This is a genomic window from Haloferax sp. S2CR25 (assembly GCF_031624535.1).
GTDB classification, from domain to species: domain Archaea; phylum Halobacteriota; class Halobacteria; order Halobacteriales; family Haloferacaceae; genus Haloferax; species Haloferax massiliensis.
Map to the genome: position 1 here is coordinate 276,249 of NZ_JAMQOO010000005.1, position 23,854 is coordinate 300,102.

The window sequence follows — 23,854 nt, forward strand, 5'->3', positions numbered from 1 at the left end:
CGATGATGACATGCCCTCGTAGTTCTACCTGCGCGCGAGAAAAGTGTTTCCCGAGCGCGGCCGACGACGGCCGACTCGTCACCGCGCGCTATTCGTGGAGCCCCCCGACCGACGCGTAGAACGACGACTGGAGCGTCGCGGCCATGTCCTGACTGCGGTCGATGCGGGCGTCGATGACCGTCGGGAGGCTGTGCGTCTTCGCGTCGGCCAGTGCGTCACCGAGTTCGTCCGGCGTCTCGACGCGGGCGCCCGTCGCGCCGAACGCCTCCGCGACTCGCGCGAAGTCCGTGTCGTGGAACTCGACGCCCGCGATGTCGTCGGGGCCGCGTTGCATCTGTCGGACCATCCCGAGGCTGGTGTCGTTGAGGACGACGAACGTCGGCGCGACGCCGTGTTCGACCGCCGTCTCGACGCTCGTCATCGTCATGGCGAAGCCGCCGTCGCCCGCGACGCCGACGACGCGCTTGTCGGTCGCCAGCGCGGCCGAGACCGCGGCGGGGGTCGCCCAGCCCATGCCGCCGACGCCGCCGGAGCCGAAGTAGGTCCGAACCGCCGGCGTCTGGAGGTAGTTGAGTAACCAAAAGCGGTTGTTACCGGAGTCGGCGGTGACGATGGTGTCCTCGTCGACGACGTTCTCGATTTCCTTGACGGCCCGCTGGGGTAGGATTGGCGCGGCGTCCGACTCGCACTCGGGCGCGTGGAACGACTCGCGGGCCTCGCGCGCCCGGTCTTCGGCCCAGTCGTTGTCGGCTCCCCCGGCGGCCGCGAGTTCGCGCAGCGATTCGGACGCGTCGCCGACGAGTCCCACGTCGGCGGGGTAGACCCAGCCGGCGTTCCGCGGGTCGATATCGGCGTGGATAATCGTCTGCTCGTCGGGGCGGATGAAGTCGGGGGCCTGCCAGTTCGTGTCCATCGGGTTCATGCGACAGCCGACGACGAGGAGCGCGTCGGCCTCGCTGACGAGTCGGTTCGCGCCCTCGTGACCGAACGAGCCGATGACGCCGCCGGCGAGACGGTGCGTCTCGGGGAACGTCGATTTCCCGAGGTAGGAGGTGACGACCGCGGCTTCGTAGGCCTCGGCGACCGCCGCGAGTTCGTCGTACGCGCCGGACGCGTGGACGCCGTTGCCTGAGACGATGACCGGTCGCTCGGCCGCGTCGAGCGCCTCGGCGGCGGCGGCGAGGTCGCGCGCCGTCGGCGCGGCGGTCCACGTTCTGGTCTGTGCCTCGTCGTCCCAGACCGGCGGTACGGACTCGTCCGGGTACGGTTTGGTGACGGCGTCGCCGTCGAGGATGACCGCCGTCGGGCCGGGGCGACCCGCGACGGCGTGTTTGAACGCGAGTTGGAGGCTCCGAACCGTCTCGGTCGAGGTCCGCGGGAACCAGTGTTCCTTCGTCACGGCGTCGAGAATCTTCGGGAGTTCGAGGCCGCCGTAGTCGCCGCGGGACTGCTGGTAAGGCGCGAGCGTCGAGTAGTTCCCGCGCTCGGAGGCCTCGGTGATGACGACCATCGGCGACGAGGCGAGGCGCGCCTCCATCTGCCCGATGAGGCCGAGGCTTCCTATCCACGGTCCCTGTCCGGCGAGGACGCCCGGTTCGCCCGTCAACCGACCGTGCATCTCGGCCATGACGCTCGCCTCGCGCTCGTCGCGGGGGCGCACGAGGTCGATGTCCGACTCGGGAAGCAGGTCGAACAGTTCGATGACGCGGCCGCCGGGATAGCCGAAGATTCGCTCGACGCCGAGCCGTTCGAGGCTCTCGACGAGCCGTTCGCTCGTGTTCATGGATTCAGGACCTGTCGAGGTGGACCGTCTCCTCGACGTAGAGCGTCGGTCCCCGTTCCACGTCGGCGAACGAAGACGCGTCGGCGTTCACGCGCTGGCCGACCTCGGAGTCGAACGCCGCCTTCAGAGCGGCCATGTCCTCGAAGTAGAGTTCGACGATGCCGTCGTACTCGGACCGCTCGGGGTCGGTCGGGACGCTCGTCGCGTACTTCACGAGCCCCGGAAGCTCCCTCGCGAGGTCCGCGTGGCTCCCACGCCACCGCTCGACGAACTCCTCGTGCGTGTAGTCGTCGTCCCGGACGAGCATATTCACCAATTTAATCATGCACGTTCGCTATCCAATCGGACGCTACTTTGCTCTATCGCCGACTCGCGGTTCGAGCGGCCGTCAAGGGCGTTCGAGTGAATGGAACTGACGTTCGAAACATTCGAACAGATTTATCACGAATGAACACCAAAGATGGGTGATGACAGACGACGAACAGCGCCGACCGGTGACGACCGCCGCCACGTCGCTCGGTATCCTCGAACAGCTCAAATCGGGGGGACCGATGGGGCCGACGGGGATCGCCTCGGAGCTCGGATTGGCCAAGAGCACAGTCCACCGGCACCTGAAGACGCTCGAACGCGAGGGGTTCGTCGTCCCCGACGACGACGGCTACCGGGTCGGCCTTCGGCTCCTCGACTTCGGCATCTACGCGCGCGACCAGCACCAACTGTACGAGGTGGCCAAGCCGAAACTGGACGAACTCGCCGAGCAGACCGGCGAGAAAGTGTGGTGCGTCACGGAAGAGCAGGGCCGCGGGTTCCACCTCTACGGCGCGGCCGGCGCGCACTCGGTGCGGACGCCAGCGCGGGAGGGGACGCGCTCGTACCTCCACCAACTCGCCGCGGGCAAGGCCATCCTGTCGGCGTTCTCGGACGAGCGCGTCCGCGACATCGTCGACCGACACGGCCTCCCGGCGAAGACGCCGCAGACGATAACCGACTCGGACGCGCTCTTCGAGGAACTGGCGACGATTCGCGAGCGCGGATTCGCGCTCAATCGCGAGGAAATCGTCCCGAAACTCCACGCTGTCGGCGTCGCCGTCACCGACAACGAGGGCCACCCAGTCGGGGCGATAAGCATCTCGGGGCCCTCGAACCGGCTTCGAGGTGACCGACTGACCGGCGACCTCGCGGACCTCCTCCTCGGCGCGGCCAACGAGGTCGAGATCAACCTCAACTTCTCCTGACCCGGTGTCTCGTCCCGCCGGCGAACCGAGTATGCGGAACGTTCGTTCGAACCGTTCGAACTCACTCAGCGGACGTTCTCTCGTTCGAAGTCCGAGATTCACGCTTTCGAGGCGCTGAGACGACGATTCAATCCGACAATTGCTGTTCGAACTGCTCGAACATATTGTGGTTATACACTTATTATCCTATCGTAGACTGTCGCGGTGGGAACGCGAGCAATTACAAAATTAAACCTGTCACGGACTGTGGCGTGGGAGACGAACCATCCGTCTGCTGTCCTGTGGACCGGACACGTCGTCGCTGGGCCTCGCTCGTCTCGAAACCGCCGTTCATCCGTAATTCGAGACTCGGTGTTCGTTCGAGCGCGAGACGGTCTCGATAGCGACTGCCGACACGGCGGCGTAACTCGATTACTGACTCGCGTTCGAGAGGACGGAACGCTCGGTCCACCACCGCTGCGTCCCCCGATTCGGCCTCGCTCGCGGGTGGGTCGCTCTCAGAGACGTGTTCGCGTCGTGAAACTAGCTCTCGTGCCTGCGCTGTGAGTTCTCGTCTGACGGTCGCGGCGGTTCCGAAGCCGTTCGAGCAGTTCGAACGACGCGGTCGAGGAGTCTATCGCTCGCGCTCGTGCCATTCGGGTTCGCGGTCCTCGAAGAACGCGTCGATACCCTCGTCCTTGTCTGGCGAGCCGAACAGCTGGGCGAACAGTTCTGCCTCGTACTCGATGCCCTGTTCGAGGTCCGTCCGCGACGCGGCCTTGACGGCCTTCTTGGCGAACTCCAGGGCCACGGGGCTCTTCGTCGCCATCAGCTCTGCGAGTTCGTACACTCGGTCGTCGAAGGTATCGTCGCCGTGGACCTCCTCCACGAGGCCGATGTCCGCGGCCTCCTCGGCGGAGATGAGCTCGCCCGTCAGGATGAGTCGCATGGCGTGTCCCTCGCCGACGAGACGCGCGAGTCGCTGGGTGCCGCCCCCGCCGGGCATGATGCCGAGGTTGATTTCGGGTTGGCCGAGTTTCGTCCGCTCGTGGGCGATGCGCACGTCGCAGGCCTGCATCAGTTCGCAGCCGCCGCCGAGGGCGTGGCCGTTCACGCGGGCGATGACCGGCTGTCGGAGGTCGTCGACGCGCTCGTACACTCGCGGTCGCTTGCTCGCCTCGCGCTGTTCGAGCATATCGCGCTCTCGGAGCTCTTTCACGTCCGCGCCGGCGACGAACGCCTTCGCCTCGTCGGACCCGGTGAGGACGACGACGCGGGCGTCGCTGTCCTCGATGGCGTCGAGGACGCGCTTGAGTTCTGCCCGGAGCGTCGCGTTGAGCGCGTTCCGCGCGTCGGGGCGGTTCAGCGTCACGGTGACGACGCCCTCGACGCGGTCGCCGACGACGGCGTCGACCGTCTCGCACTCGGCGGCGACCGACTCGACGGTCGACGGTCCGCCGTCAGCTCGGGGGCCACCCGTCTCTCGGTCGTCGACACTCGGCTCGTCACCACTCATCGGTCCATCACGTCCTCGGACGCGCCGACGATTTCGCCGTCCTCCCAGACGTAGAAGCCCTCACCGGTCTTCTTGCCGAGCTTGCCGGCGCGGACCTTTCGCTTGAGAATCTGCGGCGGGCGGAAGCGCTCGCCCAGTTCCTCGCGCAGGTATTCGAGGATGCCGAGGCGAACGTCGAGGCCGACCACGTCGCCGAGTTCGAGCGGCCCCATCGGGTGGTTGTACCCGAGCTCCATCGCGGTGTCGATGTCCGCGGGCGACGCGACGCCCTCCTGCACCATGCGCATGGCTTCGACGCCGAGGGCGACACCGAGCCGCGAGGAGGCGAAGCCGGGCGAGTCACCGACCTCGACGGCCGTCTTGTCGATGCCCTCGACGAACTCGGTGGCGAACGCCAGCGTCGATTCGCTCGTCTGTTCCGCGACGACGACCTCGACGAGCCCCATGATGTGAACCGGGTTGAAGAAGTGGAGCCCGAGGCCGCGTTCGGGACGTTCGAGGGCGCTCAGTATCTCGGTCACGGAGAGCGACGACGTGTTCGACGCGATGACGGCGTCGTCGTCGACGAGGGACTCGACCTCCGCGACCGTCTCGCGCTTGAGTTCCATATCCTCGGGAACCGCCTCGACGACGAGGTCGGCGTCGGTGACGGCCGCCTCCAGCGAGGTCGTCCCCGAAAGCCGGTCGAGCGTCGCCGCCATCTCGTCGGGCGTCACCTTGTCTCGGTCGACCCCGCCCCGGAGATTCGACTCGATGGCGTCCAGTCCGTCGTCGACGTACGCCGCTTCGATGTCGCGCATCGTCACCTCGTGACCGGCCATCGCGGCCACCTGCGCGATGCCGTGACCCATGGTTCCCGCGCCGAGTACACTCACTTGCATCACCGAAAGGGGTTCGGGAACCATCATAATCGTTTGCCCTCGTTTCGGTGTCGGTGACCCGGTTCTGCTCCCGCGGCCCCGGCCGATTACTCCCGCCGCGCCTCGGTCGGGACGACCTTGAAGCCGTACCTGACGACGCCCTCCTGCTCGTAGATGCGGCGCGGGACGGCCTCGACGCGGTCGCCGATCGCGGGCGTTCCGGCGGGCGAGTGGACGACCTGTGCGGGTGCGCTCACGACTCGGCCGGCGGTCTCGCCGCCCTCGCCGCCCGGCCCGTCGAAGGCGACGACGGCGACCGGGAACGATCCGGCCCGCTGCTGTTGCTCGACGAACTCCGGCGGCGCGCCCCCCTGTCCGATGGCGGTCGCGGCCTCGACGACCCCCGTTCCGGGGAGCGTCACGTCGTCGTAGCCCGCGAGCGACCCGCAGTCGACACACGCCCCTTCCGGCGGGAACGAGAGCGCCCCGCACTCGGCGCACTCGCCGGCGACGAGGCGGTGGCGCTGCGGAATCGTCCGCTTCCACGTCGGCACGCTGACGTACGCGCCCCCACCCGCCGGCTCCCCGCCGGTGATAGTCCCGCGCCGCCGGAGCGCCTCCGCGTAGGTGAGCTCCACGTCGCCGTCGAGGGCGGCCTCGACCGGGACGACGGAACTGGCGGCGGCGTTGGTGTCTGTCGTTTCCGTGCTGAGCGCGAGCGCGGTCGCTCCCGCGCCGCCGCCGTAGCCGACGAGGAGTACCGAGGTCGCGGGGGACCGACTGTCCGACTTGTCGGCTCCCGCGTCGCCCGCGGAGTCGAGCGCCGACGCGAGTCCGAGAACCGGCCCCGCGACGCCGGCGTCACCGGTTCGCGAGACGACGGTCCCGGCCGCGATTCGCGCCGGTTCGACGTCGAGCGCGTTGGCCGCGCGGTACGGGAGTTTCCCGTTCGGCGCGGTGAGCGCCACGGCGTCGGGGTCCAGTTCGGCGACGTCGATACCGAGGGCCTCGACCGCCCCGCCGACCGCCCGCGTGTAGGCGTCGCGTTCGTACTGCGTGACGCCGATGGACTCCGTCTCGGCGCTCCCGAACCCTCGGAACCGCGTACCGGGTGCGGGGTCACCGAACTCGCCCACGGCGTCGATGACGAGCGGTCCGTCTTCGGCGAGGACGAGCGCGGCCGCCCCCGCCCCGGCACCGGCCGCCTCGTCGCTTTCGGGCGCCCCTCGCGGGCTGTCGGCGACGATGACGAGCCTCGGGCCAACCGTCCCCGTCCCCGTCCCCGTTCCCGAACCCGAACCTGCGCCCGAGCCTCGGGTCGCCTCGACCGTCGCCGATAGCGCCACCGCGCCGGCGCGGGTGCTCCCGCCGAACTGCCGGGTCGGAACCGACGGGTCGACGCCGAGGAGCGAGGCCAGCCGGACCGCGCTTTCTTCCTCGTCGTTCGGCGGCGTCGTGGTCGCAAGGGCGAGATGGTCGATGTCGCCGGCGTCCACCCCGGCCGCGGCGAGTGCGCGCCCGCCCGCCTCGGTCGCCATCGTCAGTGTGTCTTCGTCGGCGTCGGCGACGGCGACCCGGTCGACGCCCGGTGCGCCGCCTTTGTCCCACGCCTCGCGGTAGGCCGACGCGGGGAGATAGAATCTGGGGACGTACGCGCCGACGCCGGCGATTCCGAGGGTCGCTCGGGCCGAGCCGTCGGCGCTCATAGCGCACCTCCTTCGAGGACGTGGACGACGGCGGCACCGCCGGACCCGCCGACGTTGTGGGTGAGGCCGACGCTCGCGCCCGCGACTTGCCGGTCACCGGCCCGCCCGGTGAGTTGTTTGAACGCCTCCACGACCTGCCCCGCGCCCGTCGCGCCGATGGGGTGACCCTTCGATTTCAGGCCGCCGGAGGGATTGACGGGCAGGTCGCCGCCGAGTTCGGTCGCCCCGGAGTCGACCAGTTCGGGCGCGTGTCCACGCTCGCAGAAGCCGAGGTCCTCGTACGCCAGCAGTTCGGCGATGGCGAAGCAGTCGTGGACCTCCGCGAAGTCCACGTCGTCGGGGCCGAGACCGGCCATCTCGTAGGCGGCCGCGGCGGCCCGCTCGGACGATTCGACGGCGGTGTAGCTGTCGCGCTGGAACAGGCCGACGCGCTCGGAGGCGGCACCCACGCCCGCGACGCGGACCGCGTCGTCGCACGCGCTGGCAACGTCCTCGCTGGCGACGAGAACCGCGGCCGCGCCGTCGGAGGTCGGACAGCAGTGATAGAGGTTCAGCGGGTCGGCCACGACGGGCGCGTTCCGCGCGTCGTCCAGCGAGCACTCGAAGCCGAGATGCGCCTTCGGATTCTTCGCGCCGTTCGCGTGGTTCTTCACCGCGACCTTCGAGAAGTGGTCCGGCGAGGCGTCGTAGGCGTCGAGGTACGCCGAGGCCATCTGGGCGTAGACGCCCGCGAACGTCGTCCCGGTGAGCCGCTCCCACTCCGTCTCGCCGCTGACGCCGAGCCAGTACTTCGCCACGTCGCCGCTCATGTCGGTCATGACCTCGTAGCCGCCCGCGAGGGCCACGTCCGCCATCCCGCTTTTGACCGCCTGCACCGCCTGTCTGACCGCGTAGCCGCTCGCGGCGCAGGCGTTTTCGATTCGGGAACAGGGGACGCCGTGGAGGCCGACGTGCTCCGTCACGGCCGGCCCCGATAAGCCGAGTTGCCGCCCGCCGACGCCGAGCGACCCGACGACGGCCTCGTCGATATCGGCCGCCTCGACGCCGCCGGCGCTCCCCAGCGCCTCCTCGAACGCGGTCGCGAACAGCGACCGATAGCTCTCGTCCGGAAACGCGCCGTACTTCGATTGGCCCGCTCCGACGATGTATACGTCTCGCATGATAGTCGATTACGTATCCCTCGCGAAATAGGTTCGCCCCACAGTGCGGTCGGGCGACCGCACCATTTTTATCATATTCTATCATCGACTTCAAACGTATATGGTATTCGATAGCATGGAGACCGCCTCGCGGGAGGAACTCCGCGAGGTGCAGGACGGTCGCCTGCGGGAGACGGTTCGGAACGCGTACGAGAACGTCGAGTTCTACCGCGAGACGTTCGACGAGGCCGGACTCTCGCCCGCGGACATCGAGAGCGTCGAAGACCTGTCGAAACTGCCGTTCACGACGAAAGAGGACTTCCGCGACCACTACCCCACGGGGATGTTCGCGGTCGACATGGACGACGTGATTCGCGTCCACGCGTCGTCGGGCACGACCGGCAAGCCCAAAATCGTCGGCTACACCCGCGAGGACCTCGATGTGTGGAGCAAGGCCGTCGCGCGGTGTCTCGTCGCGGCCGGCGTCGGCCCGGGCGACGTGGTGCAGAACGCCTACGGCTACGGCCTGTTCACCGGCGGCCTCGGCCTCCACCAGGGCGTCGAAGCGCTCGGCGCGACGGTCATCCCCATCGGCGGCGGCAACACCCAAAGACAGGTGGAACTGCTCTCCGACCTCGGAAGCGACGTCATCGCGTGTACCCCGTCGTACGCGCTCTATCTCGCCGAGGTCGCAGACGACATGGGCATCGACGTCCGCGACCTGCCGCTTCGGACGGTTATCTTCGGCGCGGAGCCCTGCACCGAACCGATGCGAAACGAAATCGAAGAGCGACTCGGCGTGACCGGCATCGACATCTACGGCCTCTCGGAAATCGTCGGCCCCGGCGTCTCCGTCGAGTGCGAAGCGCAGGACGGCCTGCACATCTGGGAGGACTACTTCTACCCCGAGGTGGTCGACCCGAACACGGGCGACCCCGTCGAGGAAGGCGAGGAGGGAGAGCTCGTGTTGACGACTCTCGCGAAGGACGCGCTGCCGGTTCTCCGATATCGCACGGGCGACCTGACTACGCTGGACTACGGCACCTGCGAGTGCGGCCGAACCTGCGTCCGCATGGACAACATCACGGGCCGGTCGGACGACCTGATAATCGTCCGCGGCGTGAACTTCTACCCGAGCGAGGTCGAGTCGGTCGTCCTCGAATTCGACCAAATCGCGCCGCACTACCGCATCGACCTCCGCCGCGAGGGGAGCCTCGACCGGGTCGAAATCACGGTCGAACTGGTCGAGGAGTTCGACGGGTCGCTGTCGGACCTCGAAGGGCGGATTCGAAAGCGGCTCTCGAACGTGCTCTCGTTTACGCCCGATGAACTGAACCTCGTCGAGTACGGCGACATCGCGCGCACCGAGGTCGGAAAGGTCCAGCGCGTCTACGACCACCGCGGCCAGTAACGCGCGTCGTCACCGACCGCCGGGCTTGTAGACGCGCCCCCGAAAGGTCGCGATTCGCTCGCCGTCCCCGCCGGAGACGACGACCTCGTACTCCGCGGTCCGTCCCCCGAGATGCGTCTCCTCGGCGACCGCGCGGAGCGTTTCGCCCACCTCGGCGGCCGCGAGGTACGAGATGTTCGTCTCCAGCGCGAACGCGGCGTCGCCGTGGCTGTTCGAGGCGGCCGCGAAGGCCGCGTCCGCGAGGCTGTACACCGCGCCCCCGTGGGGCGTCCCGTGGAAGTTCAGGTGGTCTTCGGCCACGGTCAGCGTCGTCTCCGCGTATCCGTCGCCGACCTCGGCGAGGTCGATGCCGACGCGCCCGCAGTAGGGGTCGTTCGAGGCGCGTTCCCGTATCTCCGCGTAGTCGTCTTGCTCCGACATGCGACCACACGTCGTCCTGCGCTCCCCAAGTAGGCATCGACTGTCAGGAAAGATAGGTATGTAAACTACTTTATCTGATGGCGGTGACGGTGAGGTATGGCATACAGCTACGAACCGCACTACTTCGAGGACTTCGAGGAGGGCAAAGAGTTCCAGAGCGTCGGTCGCACCGTCACCGAGGCGGACTTCATGATGCACTCCGCGCTCTCGGGCGACTGGACCGAACTCCACACGAACAGCGAGTACGCGGAAGACACCCAGTTCGGCCAGCGAATCGCCCACGGGCCGATGACGTTCGTCCAGTCGACCGGCTTCGTGTACCGGTCGGGCATCGTCGAGCGCACCGCCATCGCCTTCCTCGGGATGAACTACATGGACCTGCCGAACCCGGTGTTCATCGGTGACACGCTCTCGCAGACGATGGTCGTCTCGGAGCGGAAGAACCTCGGGAGCCGGGACGACGCCGGCTTGGTCGTCCTCGAAATCGAGATGACGAAGCAGGACGACACGGTCGTTCTCGAAGGCGACATGAAGTTCCTCATCAAGACGAAGTCGGCCGCGGAGTAAGGCGGCTTCCCGACCCGGAGACTCACGAATCTAACCGCTCGCCGCGCACGAACAACGCGTCGTCGGCCCCCTTCTCGCCGTAGTCGTCGTGGTACTCCATCAACTGAAAGAGCGCGCCGGTCGGGTTTCGCGGCGAGACGAACGCCTCGGTCCAGCCGTCTTCCACCGCGTCCCCCACGACACGCTCGCCCGCGGCGTCGAGGGCGGCGACCATCGCGTCGATGTCCGACACCTCCAGCGTGACGTGGTGGAGACCGGGGCCGTGCTCGTCGAGGAAGGTCGTCAGAAACGACTCCCCGTCGACGCGCGCGGCCGGCGGTGCTGGCTCCGTCGCGGTCGCAGTCGTCGAATCCGAGGCTGCCGAGTCCTCGGGACTCATCTCCGACGAACCCCGTGTTCCTAACTATTAATAGCTAAGGTGCGAACTCAGAGTCATGAAACTCGGGACGGGGCTGTTCACCTGCCAGCGGCGGCCGGACGACGACCGGCCGATGGCCGACCTGTACGACGAGATGCTGACGCTCGGGCGGGAGATAGACGACGCGGGCCTCGACAGCGCCTGGGTGTCCGAACACCACTTCATGCCGGACGGCTACCTCTCGGGGACGATGCCCGCGCTCGGGGCGCTCGCGGCGTCGACCGAGTCGGTCGAACTCGGGACGTGTATCGCGCTCGCGCCGCTGTACGACCCGATTCGGCTCGCAGAGGACGCGGCGACGGTCGACCTCATCTCGGGCGGACGAACGACGCTCGGCCTCGCAATCGGTTCGAACCCCCGCGAGTTCGACGCCTTCGGCGTTCCGCGAGACGAGCGCGTCGACCGTCTCGCCGACGCCGTCTCCCTCCTCCGCGACGCGTGGTCAGACGGTCCGATAACGCACGAGTCGCCGTTTCACGAGGGTGCGATCGGTGTCGACGTGACGCCCAAACCGGCACACGACGTACCCCTCATGCTCGGTGGCGCGGCCAAGCCCGCGGTTCGCCGGGCGGCCCGGACGGCGGACGCGTGGTGTGCGCCGTCGTCGCTCTCCCTCGACGGCGTGCGCAAGCGCGTCGAGGACGTCTGGAGCGTCCGGGAGGCCGAGGGACTCGACGGTGAGTTCACGATATACGTCCTCCAACACGGTTTCGTCGGCGACTCGAAGACCGAGGCGTGGGACGCGATGAGAGACGGCTACCTCTACCTCCAGCGCCGGTACGCCGAGATATTCTCCGGCGACGAGGTCGCCGAACTGTCCGACGAGCGCCGGGCGGAGCTCAAAGCACAGGCCATCTTCGGCACGCCCGACGACGTGGTCGCGGAGCTCGACCGCTACCGCGACGCGCTCGGCGACGACATCCACTTCATCTTCCGCACCTACCACCCCGGCATCGGCACCGACCGGATGGTCGAGTGCGTCCGCCGACTCGGCGACGAGGTCCGTCCGCGACTCGTCTGACCGACGAAACGAACTTAACGCACCTGTGCGAACTGGTGGCATGGACATCGAGGAGTTCTTCGAGAGCATGCCGTTCGCGCGGCTCTTGGGCGTCGAAGTCACCGAGGCCGCAGACGGGCACGCGGAGGGCCGCATCGAGATGCGCGAGGAACTGTCGTGGAACGCCGACCGGGTGATGGCCCACGGCGGCGTGACGTTCACCCTCGCGGACACGGTCGGCGGTGCGGCGCTCGTCAGCGAGGTCGACCAGCCCGTCCCGACTATCGACATGCGAATCGACTATCTCAACGCGGGGACCGGTGACCTCCGCGCCGAGGCTGACGTGGTTCGACTCGGCGGCGACGTGGGAACCGTGGATGTGGACGTGTACGCGACGGACGGGAATCACGTGGCGACCGCGAGGGGAGTCTACAAAACCGGTTGAGTTCTCCGCCCGTCGCAGAGTCAGTAATCAAAAATAGTTAATATCTCGCGCGAAAAGGGGTATTTCGTAATGGAATACAGTGGCCCGACCAGTCTCTACATCGACGGAGACTGGGTAGCCGCGGCATCGGACGAGACCATCGAGACGCGCGACCCGGCGACCGAAGCGCCGTACGCCGAAGTCGCCCGCGCGGGCGAGGCGGACATCGACGCCGCGGTGCGGGCGGCGAACTCGGCGGGCGCTCGCGGCGGCGAGTGGGAGACCACGAGCGCGGCCGAGCGCGGCGAGAAACTGCGCGCGATGGCCGACTTCATCGAGGCGCAGAAAGACGAGATAGCGCTCGTCGAGTCCCACGATAACGGCAAGACGCCGTTCGAGGCCGGTATGGAGGTCCAGATGGTTATTGACACCTTCCGCTACTACGCCGGATGGACCGACAAGGTGACCGGCGAGTACAACCCCGTCCCCGGCCAGCGCGTCAACTACACGACCCGCGAACCGCTCGGCGTCACCGGACACATCGTCCCGTGGAACTACCCGTTCCAACTCGCGGGGCGCAGTCTCGCGCCGGCGCTCGCCTGCGGCAACACGGCGGTGGTAAAGCCCTCCAGTCAGACGCCGCTTTCGGCGCTCTACTACGGCCTCGCGGCCGAGGAAGCCGGCCTCCCCGACGGCGTGGTGAACGTGGTTCCCGGACGCGGGTCCGAGGCGGGGTCGGCGCTCGCGTCGCACCCCGACGTGGCGCACGTCACCTTCACCGGCAGCACCGAAATCGGCACGGACGTCATGGCCGACGCCGCGGCCAACGTGTCCGGGGTCACGCTCGAACTCGGCGGGAAGGGCCCCAACGTCGTCTTCCCCGACGCCGACCTCGACGCCGCCGCCAAGGGCGTCCACTACGGTATCTTCATGAACGCCGGCCAGATGTGCTGGGCCGGGTCGCGCCTGCTCGTCCACGAGGACGTGGCCGACGACCTCGTCGAGCGAATCGTCGCGCGCGCCGAGTCGACCCCGCTCGGCTCCGGCATCGACGACGACGGCCGGATGGGGCCGGTCGTCAGCGAGTCCCACTGCGAGGACGTGTTGGAGTACATCTCCCTCGGCGTCGAGGAGGGCGCGACCGTCGCCTGCGGCGGGGGCGTCCCCGAGGACAAAGACACCGGCTACTTCGTGGAGCCGACGGTTCTCACCGACGTGACGAACGACATGACCGTGGCCCGCGAGGAGATATTCGGCCCGGTCCTCGTCGTCACCGAGTTCTCGGACCGAACGGAGGCAATCGAACTCGCCAACGACTCGCCGTACGGGCTTCTCGCCGGCATCTGGACCGAGGGGCTCTCTCGCGCCCACCGCGTCGCCGACGCGCTCGACTACGGAATGGTCAGCGTCAACGAGTACCCGGTGACGTTCCCGCAGACGCCCTTCGGCGGCACGAAACAGAGCGGTCACGGCCGCGAGCAGGGAGCGGAGGCCGTCCGCGAGTTCACGCAGGCGAAGAACGTGAACCTCAACCTCGGCTGATTCGCCCGAGACTTCGGCCCGCAACTCGCTGAACGGTTCGGTGCTTATCCCGCCTCCCCTGCACGCTCCTGCCCTCGACCCGCCGTCCCCGGAGTGACCGCCTCGGCGCTCCGCGGACGCCGTTCCAAAAAACCGCTCTTCTCCGGTCTCTCTACCGACGTTATTCGAACCGTTGGAACGGCTCTTGACAGTCGTTACAGAAGTGCATCGACCGGCACAGTCCCGGCCCTTTCGGATGCTCGCGGACGGTGTTCGTGCCGTCGCAGTACGGGCACTCCGCGCCCGATGCCTCGCCCGTCGTCTCGGTGCTGGGGTCGAAACGTCGCATCGCTCACACCCCCAGCCCGAACTCGCGGAGGGCCTCGCGGCCCGCCTCGGTCACCATGTCGACGGTCCACTCCGGCGTGAACCGGAGCCGCACGGACGCCTCGTCGACGCCGGCCGCCAGAGTCGCGCACTGCACGTCGTTTTCGAGGTAGTCGCGCGCCGGACAGCCGGTGTACGTCAGCGTCATCTCGACGATACCGAGCGTCTTCGCCTCGCCGTCTTCGCCCTCTCGCTCGACGACGCGAACGTCGTAGATGAGGCCGAGATCGACGATGCTCACCGGCATCTCTGGGTCCTCGATTTCGTAGAGGGCGTCCCAGATGTCGGCTTCGACGCCCGCGGCTCCGACGCCCGTCTTCGGGAAGCCCTCGGGCACCTCGCCGTCGACGTACTCCGTGTAGCCGCAGGCGGTCGCGTCGGGGGTGTCGTCGGCGCTCACGTCAGACACGCTCCCTACCGATTCGCGCCGGTTCGGGGGCTTCGAGCTCCTCGTACGTCCGCCGGAGCTCCGCGGCCAGTTCGTCCCAGTGGTCGGTGTGGGTGCCGTCGCGGCCGCGGGCGCTCGGGCGCTCGATTTCGTCGGGTTCGGGCACGTCGAGCCCGAGCGATTCGAGGTACGGGATGACCGTCTCCAGCCACTCGATGCGGAGGTCGGCGGTGGACATCGTCCGGAAGCCGTTGTCGACGATTGCGTCCTCGTGGTCGGGCTCGGCGAAAAGCGAGAGCGCGTGGGGGAACAGCCGGTCGAGCGCGTCCTGCACGCGGTCGCGGCTGTCGCCCTCGGCGAGGCGGTCGAGCCAGCTCTGGGCGTTTTCGAGGTGGTAGCGCTCCTCGCTCAGCACCTTGCCGACGCGGTCGGCGAGCGGCGCGTAGCTGGTGTCGACGAGCGCGTCAAGGCGCAGGCGCTCGGCGGCGTCGTAGAGGTAGCTCCGCAGGACCACGTCGGCCCAGTCGCCCTCCGCGAACGGGAGTTCGACCAGCGTAGCGTGTCTGAACTCGTCGGCGGGGCGCTCCCAGATAAGTTCCGCCTCGGTGTGGCCGAGTTCTTCGAGCAGGTCGTACCACAGCCGAGCGTGGCCGAACTCGTCCTGTGCGACGTTCGCCAAGGCGAGGTCGGACTCCAACGTCGGCGCGTAAATCTGCCACTCGATGAGGCGCTCGCCGTGGACGTACTCGTCGTCCGCGAGGCGGAACAGCAGTTCTTCGAGCGCGGCGCGCTGTTCGGCGTCGAGATCTTCGGGATTGAGAGCGTCGGGCATGGTTAGCTGTCCGCCTCAAGCGATTTCTCCACGTCGGCCTGCTCGGCCTCGCTTTCGGCGACTTCCGGCGCGGCCGGTTCGATGTCCGTGTACGAGGTGGCCCACCGGTAGGCCTTGTCGGTCGTCCCGCCGAAGCTCGTCTCGTCGGCGTCGATTTCGCCGATTTCGTCGTGCGGAACGACCCACAGGCTGTGGGTCTTCATCCGTCGGCCGTGCTGGACGGCCGCGAACTGGAGTGCCAACTCGCGGTCCGGCGCGTGGACGTTGCCGCAGTGTTTGTGGTACGCTCCCGGTTTGTCCTGTCTGAACACTTCCCAAATCATGGTTCTTAGTCCGCCGCCTGCGGGGTTTCGGCCCCCGACGCGCCCTCCCAGCCGTGCATCGATTCGCGCACCCACCCGACCGCCTCCTGCGCCTTCGCGCGGGAGTTAATCTGCTCGTGACTCCCGTCCGAGGCGTTCTTGGCGATGGTCCAGAACTCGTCCCAGTTCAGGTCGTCCTCGTTGACGTGGTAGGTGTCGAGTTCCTCGTCGTACTCGATGCGTGGGTACTCGGGGACGACGAGGCCGTACTTCTTCGCTTTCGGGACGTAGGTGTCGAGGAACGTGTCGCGCAGTTCGTCGTTGGACTTCGTCTTCAGGCCGACCTCCTGTGCGAAGTCGTTGTGGACGGACTTGTCGTTGGTCGGGCCGAAGAACTGGATGATTCGCGGCCACCACGTCTCGAAGGCGGCCTGCGTCTTCTCTTGGGTCGCCTTCGACCCGTTCATCAACTCGGAGAGGATGGACTCGCCGTGTTTGACGTGGAATCCCTCCTCGAAGCACACCTTGTCCATCGCGTGGGCGTACGGCGTCCACGACGTGTTCTTGAGCGTCGCCTGCCGGTGCATGGCCGCACCGTCGACGAAGAAGGCTATCATCGGCACCTCGTGCCACGACTCCATCGGGTAGTGGAAGCAGTTGAGGAACTTGCCGTCGCCGCGGGCGAGTTCGTCCAGCATCTCGTCGCGCGTCTTGACGCCGAGGGATTCGGCCGCTCGGTAGAGCAGTTGCGCGTGGCCGATTTCGTCCTGCACCTTCGCCGAGAACGCCAACTTTCGGTCGATGCTCGGCGCTTGCCGGATGAACGGCTTTTCGAGGTACCCGCCCATCACCTCGCTGTTCGCGTGGAACTGAATCATCCGCGTCGCGGCCTTGCGGTACTCCTCGGGCATGTCGTCTTTCGGAGCGAACTGCCGCGGGCCCGCTCGTTCTTTGACGGTTTCGAGGTCCATTGGTCTATCAGGAACTATCATCTATAACTACTTACGGATTGACCCGTCCATAGCCTGCCTTTTTATATCACTGTCGCGTACACACACGCCGATGATAGCGGAGTGCTTGGTGGCCGAGTTTCGCATCGACGGCGACGACTGCCCGCTGGCGCGGGCGACCGACGCGGTCCCCGTCGCGGTCGACGCGAACGCGCCGCAACTCCGCGCCGACGGCAATGTCTTGCTACATTTTTCGGCTCCCGCGGACGACCGACTCCCCGAGGCCCTCGACGATGACGACGCCATCCGCTACCTCCACGTCACCCGCGGCGACGACACGTACACCTTCCGTTGTCTCTCGAAACACCCCTGCGTCGTCCACGAGCTCGTCGACGCCGGCTTCCTCGTCGAGTCGATGCGGTACGACGAGGGCGGCGCGACGATGCGCGGGGCGGTCGTCGGCTACGACGTGCTCCGTGGCGTGATGGAGACGGCCGGCGGCACCGTCGGTATCCAACTCCAGCGCGTCTCCCTCCTCCGGGCGGACGAGGAATCGCCCATCGGTCGAGCGTGGGACCTCACGCCCGCGCAGGAGGCCGCCCTCCGGGCGGCCGTCGAGATGGGGTACTTCGACCTCCCCCGGAGTATCACGGCTCAGGACGTGGCGGACGAACTCGGAATCAGCAAGTCGGCGTTCCTCGAACGGCTCCGCCGGGCGCAACAGTCGGTGTTTGGGGCGCTGCTCGCGTGAGCCGGAACCGCGGGCGACTCGCTCGACTCGCCCGGCGGTCCGCCGGCGAGGCTATTTACCCCGCGTCCCCGTAGCGCGGGTATGCGAGTCGACGACGCCGACGGCGTCCGGACCGTGACGTTCGACAGACCCGAGGCGAAAAACGCGTTCACCGCCGACGTGGCCCGAGAGCTCTCGGCGGCGCTCGAAGCACTCTCTCCTGAGGCGTTCGACGCCGCGGTGATAACGGGCGACGGCGACGCCTTCAGCGCCGGCGGCGATATTCAGGCAATGGCCGAGCGCGACGAGACCGCCCGCGAGGCCTACGAGCGCGTCCGCGGCACCCTCGGCCGCGCCGCCGAGGCGATTCTCACCGCCCCGGTGCCGGTCGTCGCCCGCGTCAACGGCGACGCCGTGGGCGCGGGGACCTCCGTCGTCGCCGCCTGCGACTTCGCCTACGCCGCCCGCGACGCCCGCTTCGGCGCGTCGTTCGTCAACGTCGGACTCGTCCCCGACGCGGGCGCGACGGTGACGCTCCCCCGGTTGGTCGGCCTCCGCGCCGCGAAGGAACTCGCGTTCACCGGGAAACTCATCTCTGCCGACCGTGCCGCCGAACTCGACCTCGTGAACGAGGCAGTCGACGCCGCCGACCTCGACGCCGTCGTGGACGAGTTGGTTGCGACCCTCGCGGCGCAGCCCACGGAGACGCTCGCGCTGGCGAAGGAAGCGATACACGCGAACCTCGGCCGGTCGTGGGCGGACGGCCTCGAACGCGAGGCGCACGCCCAGACGCTCGCCTACGACACCGACGCCCACGAGGAGGGCGTTTCCGCGTTCTTGGAGAAGCGACGGCCGGAGTTCGAGTAGCTTAGGCGCGCTTCACAACGTAGTACAGTGATGCAACAACTGGTACGAGAAATGACGCTATTGGCCACACGACTCTGTTTGGCCGGTCGGACACCTGCTCGGCATGTTGTAACTGAGCATCAGCGAAGATTAAGACAGGCGTGACTATCCAGGCGCAGAGAAACACGAGTAACGCTTGGTCTCCACTTACTGCGCCGCTATTTGGGCCGCCAAACGCATACAATATGCCCCAAAACTGGACACATAGGCTCGCGATTACCCATTTCAACCTGCCGCCCGCAGACCTCTTTTCTGATTCGACGGCTACCGCAATTGTTCCATCGTCGTTGAGCTTGTCTGGGTCGTAATTTCGCAACGTCTCTGATACGTGTGAATCAGAGCAACCGACGGCGGTTGCTATGCGCGTGTTGGACCAGTCCGGGTTGTCTCTCTTTTTATAGAGAATTGCCTGTTGCTTCGCAGTAAGCTGTCTATCCTCGTACTTCATCGCCCGCCCCAACTATGCTGCATCTGAACGTTAACTATCCCAATCCCCATACGAAAACGCATTCAGAACACATATTGAATGTTACTGAACTAGAGCATCCGATATATCTATACATCGAGGAACCGCTCCGCGTTCTCCCAGAGGAGCTTTCGCTTCACCTCCTCGGAGGCGTCGAAGTGCTCCTCGAACGACTCGAACCACCGCCCCGGTCGAATCATCGGGTAGTCGGTGCCGAACATCACCTTGTCCTGCAAGACGGTCTTGGCGTAGTGAAGCACCTGCTCATCGATGTACTTCGGCAGCCACCCCGAGAGGTCCATGTAGACGTTGCCCTTCTGCTGGCAGATGGCGAGTTGCTCTCTTTCCCACGGGTACGCCGGGTGAGCGATGAGAATCTGGAGGTCCGGGTGTTCCGCGGCCACGTCGTCGATGAGCATCGGGTTGCCGTACTTGATTTTCAGACCGCGGCCGCCGGGCGAGCACGCCCCGAGCGTGGAGTTCCCGCCGTGGAAGACGACCGGCACGCCGAGGTCCTCGATGGTGTCGAACAGCGCCCTGTGTTCGTCGTCGCTCGGGTCGAACCCCTGTGCGATTTGCTGGAACTTGAACCCCGAGAGGTCGAGGTCTTCGACGCATCGGACCGCCTCCTCGACGCAGTCGTCTTTCAGGGGGTCCACGCTCCCGAACCCGACGAAGAAATCGGGGTGCGCGTCTCTGACTTCGGCCACGTAGTCGTTCGGAACCGGCGGATTTCCGGTGTTCGTCTCGGCGTCCCACCCGAGGAGCACCGCCCGCCCGATGTTGTGCTCGCGGTACTCGGCTATCATCTCCTCGTAGCTCCACGTCTCCATCTCCGCGCCGAACCTGTTCGCCGCGTCCCGCATCATCTCGCCGCCGGCGTCTTCGAGGAACTCCGCGGTCGGCTGGTGGGCGTGCGTGTCGATGATGCGCGGCTCGTCGGGCCAATCTAACACGGTCATTCGTGTATGACCGTCGCGGAGCGATAAAAATCGAACGGACGGAGCCAACCGAATGATGGCGCGGCGGCGTTGGCGTACCGCCACGGGAGGTGATTCGACGCGCAACCCAATCAGTCATTGGCCAATCCCGTTAGGGTCGCCGGTCAGTCGTCGTCTCGGTTCGAACTTTCTCCTTCGTCCTCGTCGAGGGCGCGCGTTCGCGGGTCGATGGCGGGGTCGCGCTGCTGCTTTCGAGCGCGACGCTTCGCTGCCCCGACGAGCGAGTCGTCGCCCGATTGCGTCTCGACGAACGTCTCGTCGCCGATGGCGCTCTCTGCGATGTCTCGAAGACTTCCGAGTTTCTCGCGGTCGCCCGGTGACCGACCCCGGGCCCGCCCGCCGCCGCGTCCCGACCCGTGGACGCCTTCATCCGACGACGCGAGCTGAGTGAACTGCGTCGCGTCCGTTATCAGCAGCTGTACTTGGTCTTTCGCGCGGTAGTGGTGGTCCTTCGCACCGGCGAACTCGAACCGCGCGCCCTCGCCGAGGTACGGGTGGCTCACGCCCTCGGGGACGACGAACACGACGCCTTCGGGTGCGCTCTCGTCGGTGAGGTAGCCGAGGATGTCCGGCGTCTCGGGGTCGTTCTTGTTGACCCACGCGACCTCGTCGACGGTCGCCTCCACCGTCACGTACGCCCCGCTCCCGGTGAGTTCCGAGAGCGTTCGGGTCGGATTCCGAGTCCCGGTGTCGCCTGAATCTGTGTTCGAGGCCGCAACTCCGTCCCGATTCGCCGACGGTTCCGTGGCCTTGGAACTCGAGCTCGATGGGTCGTCTCCGATTGAGGCGAAAAGGTAGTTCACCTCGTTGCCGCGCCCTCTCATGTAATTCGAGACGATGATACTGACTCGTTGGGGGCCCGACGAAGCCGAGAGCGAGCTGTCGTCCTCAAAGATACATTTCACGTCAGATTCGGACTCGGCTGATTGTAGAAACCACGCACCGTCGCGCTCTTCGATGGTCACCTCTCCCGTCGAACCCGATTCAGCGAACCAGTCCGTTGACATACCATCGGTTCGAACCCGAAAGAACATATGTGTTTCTCAGATTAGAGAACCGAATCCGGGCGGGCCGGTAGTCCGACTTCGTGTCCGGGACATCGTTCGGACCCTATCTGCTCTCGCCGACCGACCGGTCCGGGGGGAGCGTTGAAAAACAATATTATTCGAACACTTTCTCAAAAGAAGACAGCGCGTCGCCGGGCAGTCTCGCAACGGATATTTAGATAAACTACCTTTCAAATCCATATTACGTTTCTAACTCTACCGTCGGTGCCCTGAAAAAGCGGTCTAATATCGGGTGTGAGCGCAATTCAACTCGGAATAAAAAGACGAGTGTTTCAGAAACTCTCTATGATTTATTTTACTTCGGTCGTTATAACGCGCATCAGGAATCCTATGCCACTCCCGATTTGGTGTGTCGGTTTTGTTATTTTTCTATTCCTCTCTCCGCGGATACGACTGCGCCCCGCCCCGCGTGTTCCGCGCGATAATCGTCGCCGTCGCGGACTGTCGGTCGTCGCGCGATTCGGTCGATTCGTCGTAGTAGAGCACCGTGAGGTCGAGACAGGCGCGGAGCAGTTCGTTCGAGTCGAAGCGGTATCTGTCGGTGCTCGGCCCCACCGTCGCCGGCGGGTCGGCCCGCAGGTGGTGTTGGTAGAACAGGACGCCGCCGGGCTTCAGCGCCGCCTTGATGTCGGCGAGGCGGTCCAGCGTCCGGAAGTAGCTGATTGTGACGAGGTCGTACGTCGACTCGGGGAAGTCGTGGGTCGTCGCGTCGGCCCGAATCGTCTCCACGCGGTCGGCGAACCCGCGGGACTGCGCGCGCTCGTCGACGATGCTCAGCCCCTCGCTCGACTGGTCGAGCGCGTCCACCCGGTAGCCGTTCGCGGCGAGAAACAGCGCGTTGCGGCCGTTGCCGGCCGCCACGTCGAGCGCGCGGCCGTCGGGCAGTTCGTCGAGGTACGCCCGGAGCACCGGCGACGGCTCCGGGTCGGTCGGGTACGTTCCGGTCCGGTAGCGTTCGTCCCACTCCATACGGGCGCTACGCGGACCGCCGTGTTCAAGCTACGGCGTCGCTCCCGGCGGGCGGGACGCGGAAGCGCCAGCGCTTTCCGCGGCAGCGACGTGGTGGTATCCGTGCCCTCGATTCGCCCCGACGAGCTCGACGCCCGCCTCGCCGACGGGAACGGCCCGTTCGTCCTCGACGTCCGTCCGGAGTCGAACTACCGACGCGGCGCAATCGACGGGAGCCGAAACGTCCCCGTCTACGACGATCTCCGGTCGGGCGACGACGCCTCGCTTCGGAGTCAACTGGACGAGATACCGCGGGACCGCGACGTGGTCGTCGTCTGTAAGATGGGTATCGTCGCAAAGCGGGCGACGGGGCTCCTCCGCGAGGAGGGGTACGACGCGGCGACGCTCGCGGGCGGCATGAGCGGGTGGAACGGCTACCAGCGCGGGTCGCTTGGCTACAGACTCCGGTCACTCATCTGGCGACTGTTCTGAGGCCGTCGAGGAACTCCCGGAGGGCGTCCTCGAAGAACGCGGGGTTGTCGAGGTTCGACGCGTGGCCCGCGTCGGGAACCGCGCGGACCGTGACGGTCGGAATCCCATCGCCGAACGTCGCGGCGTGCCTGCGCACGAACGGGAGTTCGTTCTCGCCGTACAGGACCAGCGTCGGCACGTCGATGTCGCCGAGGACGACCGACGAGTCGGTGAACCGACTGACCGCCCGAATCACTTTCGCGAACTCGTCGGTCGCCATCGGCGGGCCGTCCTCCCGAAGACGCTCGACGTTTCCGTAGTCGCCGCCCGCGGTCGTTCCCGACAGCCGCTCTTGGAACCAGACCATGATTCTCTCGACGCGCTCGTAGCCGACGAGTCGAACGAACGGAATCGCCAACCGGGGGACGACGAGTCGCTGGAACCGTTCGAGGCGGTCGAAGACGACCGGGGAGAACGTGTCCGCGAGGACGAGCCCCGAGAGCCCGTCGGGGTACCGCATCGCGTACGCTTGCGCGATACAGCCGCCGGTCGAGAGCCCGCAGACCACGGGTCTGTCGAGACCCAACTCCGAGACGAGCGCGGCGAGGTCGTCGGCGAACAGCTCCATCGAGTACGTCGCCAAGTCGGACCCGCCGGTTCGGCCGTGTCCTCGAACGTCGTACGAGACGGTGGTGTAGCCGTCGCACAGCACCTCAGTCTGGCGGTCCCACTGACCGTGGTCGAGAACCGCCCCGTGGACGAAGACCACCGGCGTCCCCTCGCCTCGCCGCTCGTAGTAGGTGTCGATACCGTTCGTTCGGGCGAACGCCACGCGACCTAGTGGCGCGCCGAGAGCATGAGCGCGCGCCTCGATGTGACAGTTCACTCACACTCTCGGCGATAGTACGGCCACTTATCCGTCTCCGGCAGAGAGTACGCGGTATGACGATTGAAACCGGCGACTCCGTTTCGCTCGAATACGTCGGACAGCTCCCGGACGGCACGATTTTCGATACGTCGCGTCAGGACGTGGCCGAGGCCGAGGGTCTCGCGGAGGCCCAGCCCGACCGCGACTACGAACCGCTCGCGGTCGAGGTCGGCGCGGGAACCGTCATCGAGGGGCTCGACGAGGCGCTCGTCGGCATGTCCGTCGGCGACGAGGAGAGCATCGAAATCCCGCCGGAGAAGGCCTACGGCGAGTACGACGAGGACCTCGTCCGCGAGCACGAGACCGAACAGCTCCGCGAGGTGCTCGGCGACGAGCCCGAGGAGGGCCTGTACGTCCAGACCCAGCAGGGCGGCCTCGGCGAAATCGTCCACGCCGACGACGACGTGGTCCGCATCGACTTCAACCACGAACTCGCGGGCGAGACGCTCGTCTTCGACGTCGAAATCCTCGACGCCAACTGAACTGCTGAACCGAACTG

The 23,854-nt window shown here is 66.7% G+C and carries 28 protein-coding genes; 10 read left to right on the top strand and 18 right to left on the bottom strand.

Annotated features, from left to right (window positions below; all coding sequences use genetic code 11):
• Positions 1–88 precede the first annotated feature (88 nt).
• Together NDI65_RS14125 and NDI65_RS14130 are read right to left on the bottom strand one after the other, a co-directional pair.
• Positions 89–1,783 (bottom strand): thiamine pyrophosphate-binding protein, encoded by a 1,695-nt coding sequence (locus tag NDI65_RS14125; protein WP_089780827.1) that lies wholly within the window; start codon positions 1,781–1,783, stop codon positions 89–91.
• Positions 1,784–1,787: 4 nt separating this feature from the next.
• Positions 1,788–2,090: an EthD family reductase gene (locus tag NDI65_RS14130; RefSeq protein WP_226908793.1), complete on the bottom strand. Its 303-nt coding sequence runs from the start codon at positions 2,088–2,090 to the stop codon at positions 1,788–1,790.
• Positions 2,091–2,250: 160 nt separating this feature from the next.
• Between NDI65_RS14130 and NDI65_RS14135 the strand changes: the two genes are divergently transcribed.
• Entirely contained in the window at positions 2,251–3,018 is a 768-nt protein-coding gene (locus NDI65_RS14135) for an IclR family transcriptional regulator (protein WP_089780831.1), read from the top strand.
• A gap of 613 nt (positions 3,019–3,631) precedes the next feature.
• Here the strand turns inward: NDI65_RS14135 and NDI65_RS14140 are convergent.
• The 4 genes from NDI65_RS14140 to NDI65_RS14155 all read right to left on the bottom strand — a co-directional run bounded on the left by NDI65_RS14140 (position 3,632) and on the right by NDI65_RS14155 (position 8,239).
• On the bottom strand, positions 3,632–4,513 hold the full coding sequence (locus tag NDI65_RS14140) for an enoyl-CoA hydratase-related protein (RefSeq protein ID WP_089780833.1): 882 nt from the start codon (positions 4,511–4,513) through the stop codon (positions 3,632–3,634).
• The gene (locus NDI65_RS14145; RefSeq protein ID WP_089780835.1) at positions 4,510–5,394 is read right to left on the bottom strand and encodes a 3-hydroxyacyl-CoA dehydrogenase family protein; all 885 of its coding nucleotides are present in this window, start codon (positions 5,392–5,394) and stop codon (positions 4,510–4,512) included. The genes NDI65_RS14140 and NDI65_RS14145 overlap by 4 nt, the downstream gene beginning before the upstream one ends.
• 86 nt (positions 5,395–5,480) lie before the next feature.
• On the bottom strand, positions 5,481–7,079 hold the full coding sequence (locus NDI65_RS14150; protein ID WP_089780838.1) for a zinc ribbon domain-containing protein: 1,599 nt from the start codon (positions 7,077–7,079) through the stop codon (positions 5,481–5,483).
• Positions 7,076–8,239, bottom strand: coding sequence for a thiolase domain-containing protein (locus NDI65_RS14155; protein WP_089780840.1), 1,164 nt, complete (start codon positions 8,237–8,239; stop codon positions 7,076–7,078). The genes NDI65_RS14150 and NDI65_RS14155 overlap by 4 nt, the downstream gene beginning before the upstream one ends.
• A 100-nt stretch (positions 8,240–8,339) precedes the next feature.
• Here NDI65_RS14155 and paaK point away from each other — a divergent pair, with 100 nt between their 5' ends.
• Complete coding sequence (gene paaK, locus NDI65_RS14160; protein ID WP_089780842.1) at positions 8,340–9,629, top strand: phenylacetate--CoA ligase PaaK; 1,290 nt, start codon at positions 8,340–8,342, stop codon at positions 9,627–9,629.
• A gap of 9 nt (positions 9,630–9,638) precedes the next feature.
• Here paaK and NDI65_RS14165 read toward each other — a convergent pair whose 3' ends face one another.
• Entirely contained in the window at positions 9,639–10,049 is a 411-nt protein-coding gene (locus tag NDI65_RS14165; RefSeq protein ID WP_089780844.1) for a hotdog fold thioesterase, read from the bottom strand.
• Between the two features lie 96 nt (positions 10,050–10,145).
• Here NDI65_RS14165 and NDI65_RS14170 point away from each other — a divergent pair, with 96 nt between their 5' ends.
• A complete protein-coding gene (locus NDI65_RS14170) occupies positions 10,146–10,616 on the top strand; it encodes a MaoC/PaaZ C-terminal domain-containing protein (protein WP_089780846.1) in 471 nt (156 codons plus the stop codon).
• A gap of 22 nt (positions 10,617–10,638) precedes the next feature.
• On the opposite strand, the gene NDI65_RS14175 is transcribed toward NDI65_RS14170, so the two are convergent.
• On the bottom strand, positions 10,639–10,995 hold the full coding sequence (locus NDI65_RS14175; RefSeq protein WP_089780849.1) for a VOC family protein: 357 nt from the start codon (positions 10,993–10,995) through the stop codon (positions 10,639–10,641).
• A 55-nt stretch (positions 10,996–11,050) separates the two neighbouring features.
• Between NDI65_RS14175 and NDI65_RS14180 the strand changes: the two genes are divergently transcribed.
• From NDI65_RS14180 to NDI65_RS14190, 3 genes are all read left to right on the top strand, one after another.
• A complete protein-coding gene (locus NDI65_RS14180; protein WP_089780851.1) occupies positions 11,051–12,055 on the top strand; it encodes an LLM class flavin-dependent oxidoreductase in 1,005 nt (334 codons plus the stop codon).
• 40 nt (positions 12,056–12,095) lie between these two features.
• Positions 12,096–12,479 carry a PaaI family thioesterase gene (locus NDI65_RS14185; RefSeq protein ID WP_004978316.1) on the top strand — a complete coding sequence of 128 codons (384 nt, stop codon included), beginning with the start codon at positions 12,096–12,098 and terminating at the stop codon, positions 12,477–12,479.
• Positions 12,480–12,548: 69 nt separating this feature from the next.
• Positions 12,549–14,000, top strand: a complete 1,452-nt coding sequence (locus NDI65_RS14190; RefSeq protein ID WP_089780853.1) for an aldehyde dehydrogenase family protein — start codon at positions 12,549–12,551, stop codon at positions 13,998–14,000.
• 160 nt (positions 14,001–14,160) lie between these two features.
• Here NDI65_RS14190 and paaE read toward each other — a convergent pair whose 3' ends face one another.
• Genes paaE through paaA form a run of 5 tightly spaced genes read right to left on the bottom strand, consistent with a single transcriptional unit; the run spans position 14,161 to position 16,859 of the window.
• Complete coding sequence (gene paaE / locus NDI65_RS14195; RefSeq protein WP_167344159.1) at positions 14,161–14,328, bottom strand: 1,2-phenylacetyl-CoA epoxidase subunit PaaE; 168 nt, start codon at positions 14,326–14,328, stop codon at positions 14,161–14,163.
• A gap of 3 nt (positions 14,329–14,331) precedes the next feature.
• Positions 14,332–14,775 (bottom strand): 1,2-phenylacetyl-CoA epoxidase subunit PaaD, encoded by a 444-nt coding sequence (gene paaD, locus NDI65_RS14200; RefSeq protein ID WP_089780855.1) that lies wholly within the window; start codon positions 14,773–14,775, stop codon positions 14,332–14,334.
• Positions 14,768–15,586 (bottom strand): 1,2-phenylacetyl-CoA epoxidase subunit PaaC, encoded by an 819-nt coding sequence (gene paaC / locus NDI65_RS14205; protein WP_089780857.1) that lies wholly within the window; start codon positions 15,584–15,586, stop codon positions 14,768–14,770. Before paaC ends, paaD begins: the two co-directional genes overlap by 8 nt.
• Positions 15,587–15,588: 2 nt before the next feature.
• Positions 15,589–15,909 (bottom strand): 1,2-phenylacetyl-CoA epoxidase subunit PaaB, encoded by a 321-nt coding sequence (paaB, locus tag NDI65_RS14210; protein WP_089780859.1) that lies wholly within the window; start codon positions 15,907–15,909, stop codon positions 15,589–15,591.
• Positions 15,910–15,914: 5 nt separating this feature from the next.
• A complete protein-coding gene (gene paaA, locus NDI65_RS14215) occupies positions 15,915–16,859 on the bottom strand; it encodes a 1,2-phenylacetyl-CoA epoxidase subunit PaaA (RefSeq protein ID WP_089780861.1) in 945 nt (314 codons plus the stop codon).
• A gap of 91 nt (positions 16,860–16,950) precedes the next feature.
• Between paaA and NDI65_RS14220 the strand changes: the two genes are divergently transcribed.
• Complete coding sequence (locus NDI65_RS14220) at positions 16,951–17,589, top strand: helix-turn-helix domain-containing protein (protein WP_089780863.1); 639 nt, start codon at positions 16,951–16,953, stop codon at positions 17,587–17,589.
• Between the two features lie 81 nt (positions 17,590–17,670).
• The gene (locus tag NDI65_RS14225) at positions 17,671–18,435 is read left to right on the top strand and encodes an enoyl-CoA hydratase-related protein (RefSeq protein WP_089780865.1); all 765 of its coding nucleotides are present in this window, start codon (positions 17,671–17,673) and stop codon (positions 18,433–18,435) included.
• A 1-nt stretch (position 18,436) separates the two neighbouring features.
• Here the strand turns inward: NDI65_RS14225 and NDI65_RS14230 are convergent, their stop codons facing one another.
• From NDI65_RS14230 to NDI65_RS14245, 4 genes are all read right to left on the bottom strand, one after another.
• Positions 18,437–18,922, bottom strand: a complete 486-nt coding sequence (locus NDI65_RS14230) for a hypothetical protein (RefSeq protein ID WP_089780867.1) — start codon at positions 18,920–18,922, stop codon at positions 18,437–18,439.
• 107 nt (positions 18,923–19,029) lie between these two features.
• Complete coding sequence (locus NDI65_RS14235) at positions 19,030–19,902, bottom strand: amidohydrolase family protein (protein ID WP_089780868.1); 873 nt, start codon at positions 19,900–19,902, stop codon at positions 19,030–19,032.
• Positions 19,903–20,045: 143 nt separating this feature from the next.
• Positions 20,046–20,948 carry a hypothetical protein gene (locus NDI65_RS14240; protein ID WP_089780870.1) on the bottom strand — a complete coding sequence of 301 codons (903 nt, stop codon included), beginning with the start codon at positions 20,946–20,948 and terminating at the stop codon, positions 20,046–20,048.
• Positions 20,949–21,377: 429 nt separating this feature from the next.
• Complete coding sequence (locus NDI65_RS14245; protein WP_089780872.1) at positions 21,378–21,977, bottom strand: class I SAM-dependent methyltransferase; 600 nt, start codon at positions 21,975–21,977, stop codon at positions 21,378–21,380.
• Between the two features lie 102 nt (positions 21,978–22,079).
• On the opposite strand from NDI65_RS14245, the gene NDI65_RS14250 reads away from it, so the two are divergent.
• Positions 22,080–22,448: a rhodanese-like domain-containing protein gene (locus tag NDI65_RS14250; RefSeq protein ID WP_089780873.1), complete on the top strand. Its 369-nt coding sequence runs from the start codon at positions 22,080–22,082 to the stop codon at positions 22,446–22,448.
• Here the strand turns inward: NDI65_RS14250 and NDI65_RS14255 are convergent.
• Entirely contained in the window at positions 22,429–23,259 is an 831-nt protein-coding gene (locus NDI65_RS14255) for an alpha/beta hydrolase (RefSeq protein ID WP_089780876.1), read from the bottom strand. The genes NDI65_RS14250 and NDI65_RS14255 overlap by 20 nt on opposite strands.
• A gap of 110 nt (positions 23,260–23,369) precedes the next feature.
• Between NDI65_RS14255 and NDI65_RS14260 the strand changes: the two genes are divergently transcribed.
• Entirely contained in the window at positions 23,370–23,837 is a 468-nt protein-coding gene (locus NDI65_RS14260; RefSeq protein ID WP_089780878.1) for a peptidylprolyl isomerase, read from the top strand.
• Positions 23,838–23,854 lie beyond the last annotated feature (17 nt).

Excerpts from the sequence above, each read along its gene's own strand:
- NDI65_RS14170 (WP_089780846.1), top strand. The coding sequence starts at position 10,146 with ATGGCATACAGCTACGAACCGCACTACTTCGAGGACTTCGAGGAGGGC.
- NDI65_RS14135 (WP_089780831.1), top strand. The coding sequence starts at position 2,251 with ATGACAGACGACGAACAGCGCCGACCGGTGACGACCGCCGCCACGTCG.
- NDI65_RS14190 (WP_089780853.1), top strand. The coding sequence starts at position 12,549 with ATGGAATACAGTGGCCCGACCAGTCTCTACATCGACGGAGACTGGGTA.
- NDI65_RS14230 (WP_089780867.1), bottom strand. The coding sequence starts at position 18,922 with ATGAAGTACGAGGATAGACAGCTTACTGCGAAGCAACAGGCAATTCTC.
- NDI65_RS14155 (WP_089780840.1), bottom strand. The coding sequence starts at position 8,239 with ATGCGAGACGTATACATCGTCGGAGCGGGCCAATCGAAGTACGGCGCG.
- paaA (WP_089780861.1), bottom strand. The coding sequence starts at position 16,859 with ATGGACCTCGAAACCGTCAAAGAACGAGCGGGCCCGCGGCAGTTCGCT.
- NDI65_RS14260 (WP_089780878.1), top strand. The coding sequence starts at position 23,370 with ATGACGATTGAAACCGGCGACTCCGTTTCGCTCGAATACGTCGGACAG.
- NDI65_RS14225 (WP_089780865.1), top strand. The coding sequence starts at position 17,671 with ATGCGAGTCGACGACGCCGACGGCGTCCGGACCGTGACGTTCGACAGA.
- NDI65_RS14165 (WP_089780844.1), bottom strand. The coding sequence starts at position 10,049 with ATGTCGGAGCAAGACGACTACGCGGAGATACGGGAACGCGCCTCGAAC.
- NDI65_RS14235 (WP_089780868.1), bottom strand. The coding sequence starts at position 19,902 with ATGACCGTGTTAGATTGGCCCGACGAGCCGCGCATCATCGACACGCAC.
- NDI65_RS14125 (WP_089780827.1), bottom strand. The coding sequence starts at position 1,783 with ATGAACACGAGCGAACGGCTCGTCGAGAGCCTCGAACGGCTCGGCGTC.
- NDI65_RS14130 (WP_226908793.1), bottom strand. The coding sequence starts at position 2,090 with ATGCTCGTCCGGGACGACGACTACACGCACGAGGAGTTCGTCGAGCGG.
- paaC (WP_089780857.1), bottom strand. The coding sequence starts at position 15,586 with ATGCCCGACGCTCTCAATCCCGAAGATCTCGACGCCGAACAGCGCGCC.
- NDI65_RS14220 (WP_089780863.1), top strand. The coding sequence starts at position 16,951 with ATGATAGCGGAGTGCTTGGTGGCCGAGTTTCGCATCGACGGCGACGAC.
- NDI65_RS14145 (WP_089780835.1), bottom strand. The coding sequence starts at position 5,394 with ATGCAAGTGAGTGTACTCGGCGCGGGAACCATGGGTCACGGCATCGCG.
- NDI65_RS14180 (WP_089780851.1), top strand. The coding sequence starts at position 11,051 with ATGAAACTCGGGACGGGGCTGTTCACCTGCCAGCGGCGGCCGGACGAC.
- NDI65_RS14240 (WP_089780870.1), bottom strand. The coding sequence starts at position 20,948 with ATGTCAACGGACTGGTTCGCTGAATCGGGTTCGACGGGAGAGGTGACC.
- NDI65_RS14185 (WP_004978316.1), top strand. The coding sequence starts at position 12,096 with ATGGACATCGAGGAGTTCTTCGAGAGCATGCCGTTCGCGCGGCTCTTG.
- NDI65_RS14245 (WP_089780872.1), bottom strand. The coding sequence starts at position 21,977 with ATGGAGTGGGACGAACGCTACCGGACCGGAACGTACCCGACCGACCCG.
- NDI65_RS14140 (WP_089780833.1), bottom strand. The coding sequence starts at position 4,513 with ATGAGTGGTGACGAGCCGAGTGTCGACGACCGAGAGACGGGTGGCCCC.
- NDI65_RS14150 (WP_089780838.1), bottom strand. The coding sequence starts at position 7,079 with ATGAGCGCCGACGGCTCGGCCCGAGCGACCCTCGGAATCGCCGGCGTC.
- NDI65_RS14175 (WP_089780849.1), bottom strand. The coding sequence starts at position 10,995 with ATGAGTCCCGAGGACTCGGCAGCCTCGGATTCGACGACTGCGACCGCG.
- paaB (WP_089780859.1), bottom strand. The coding sequence starts at position 15,909 with ATGATTTGGGAAGTGTTCAGACAGGACAAACCGGGAGCGTACCACAAA.
- paaE (WP_167344159.1), bottom strand. The coding sequence starts at position 14,328 with ATGCGACGTTTCGACCCCAGCACCGAGACGACGGGCGAGGCATCGGGC.
- paaK (WP_089780842.1), top strand. The coding sequence starts at position 8,340 with ATGGTATTCGATAGCATGGAGACCGCCTCGCGGGAGGAACTCCGCGAG.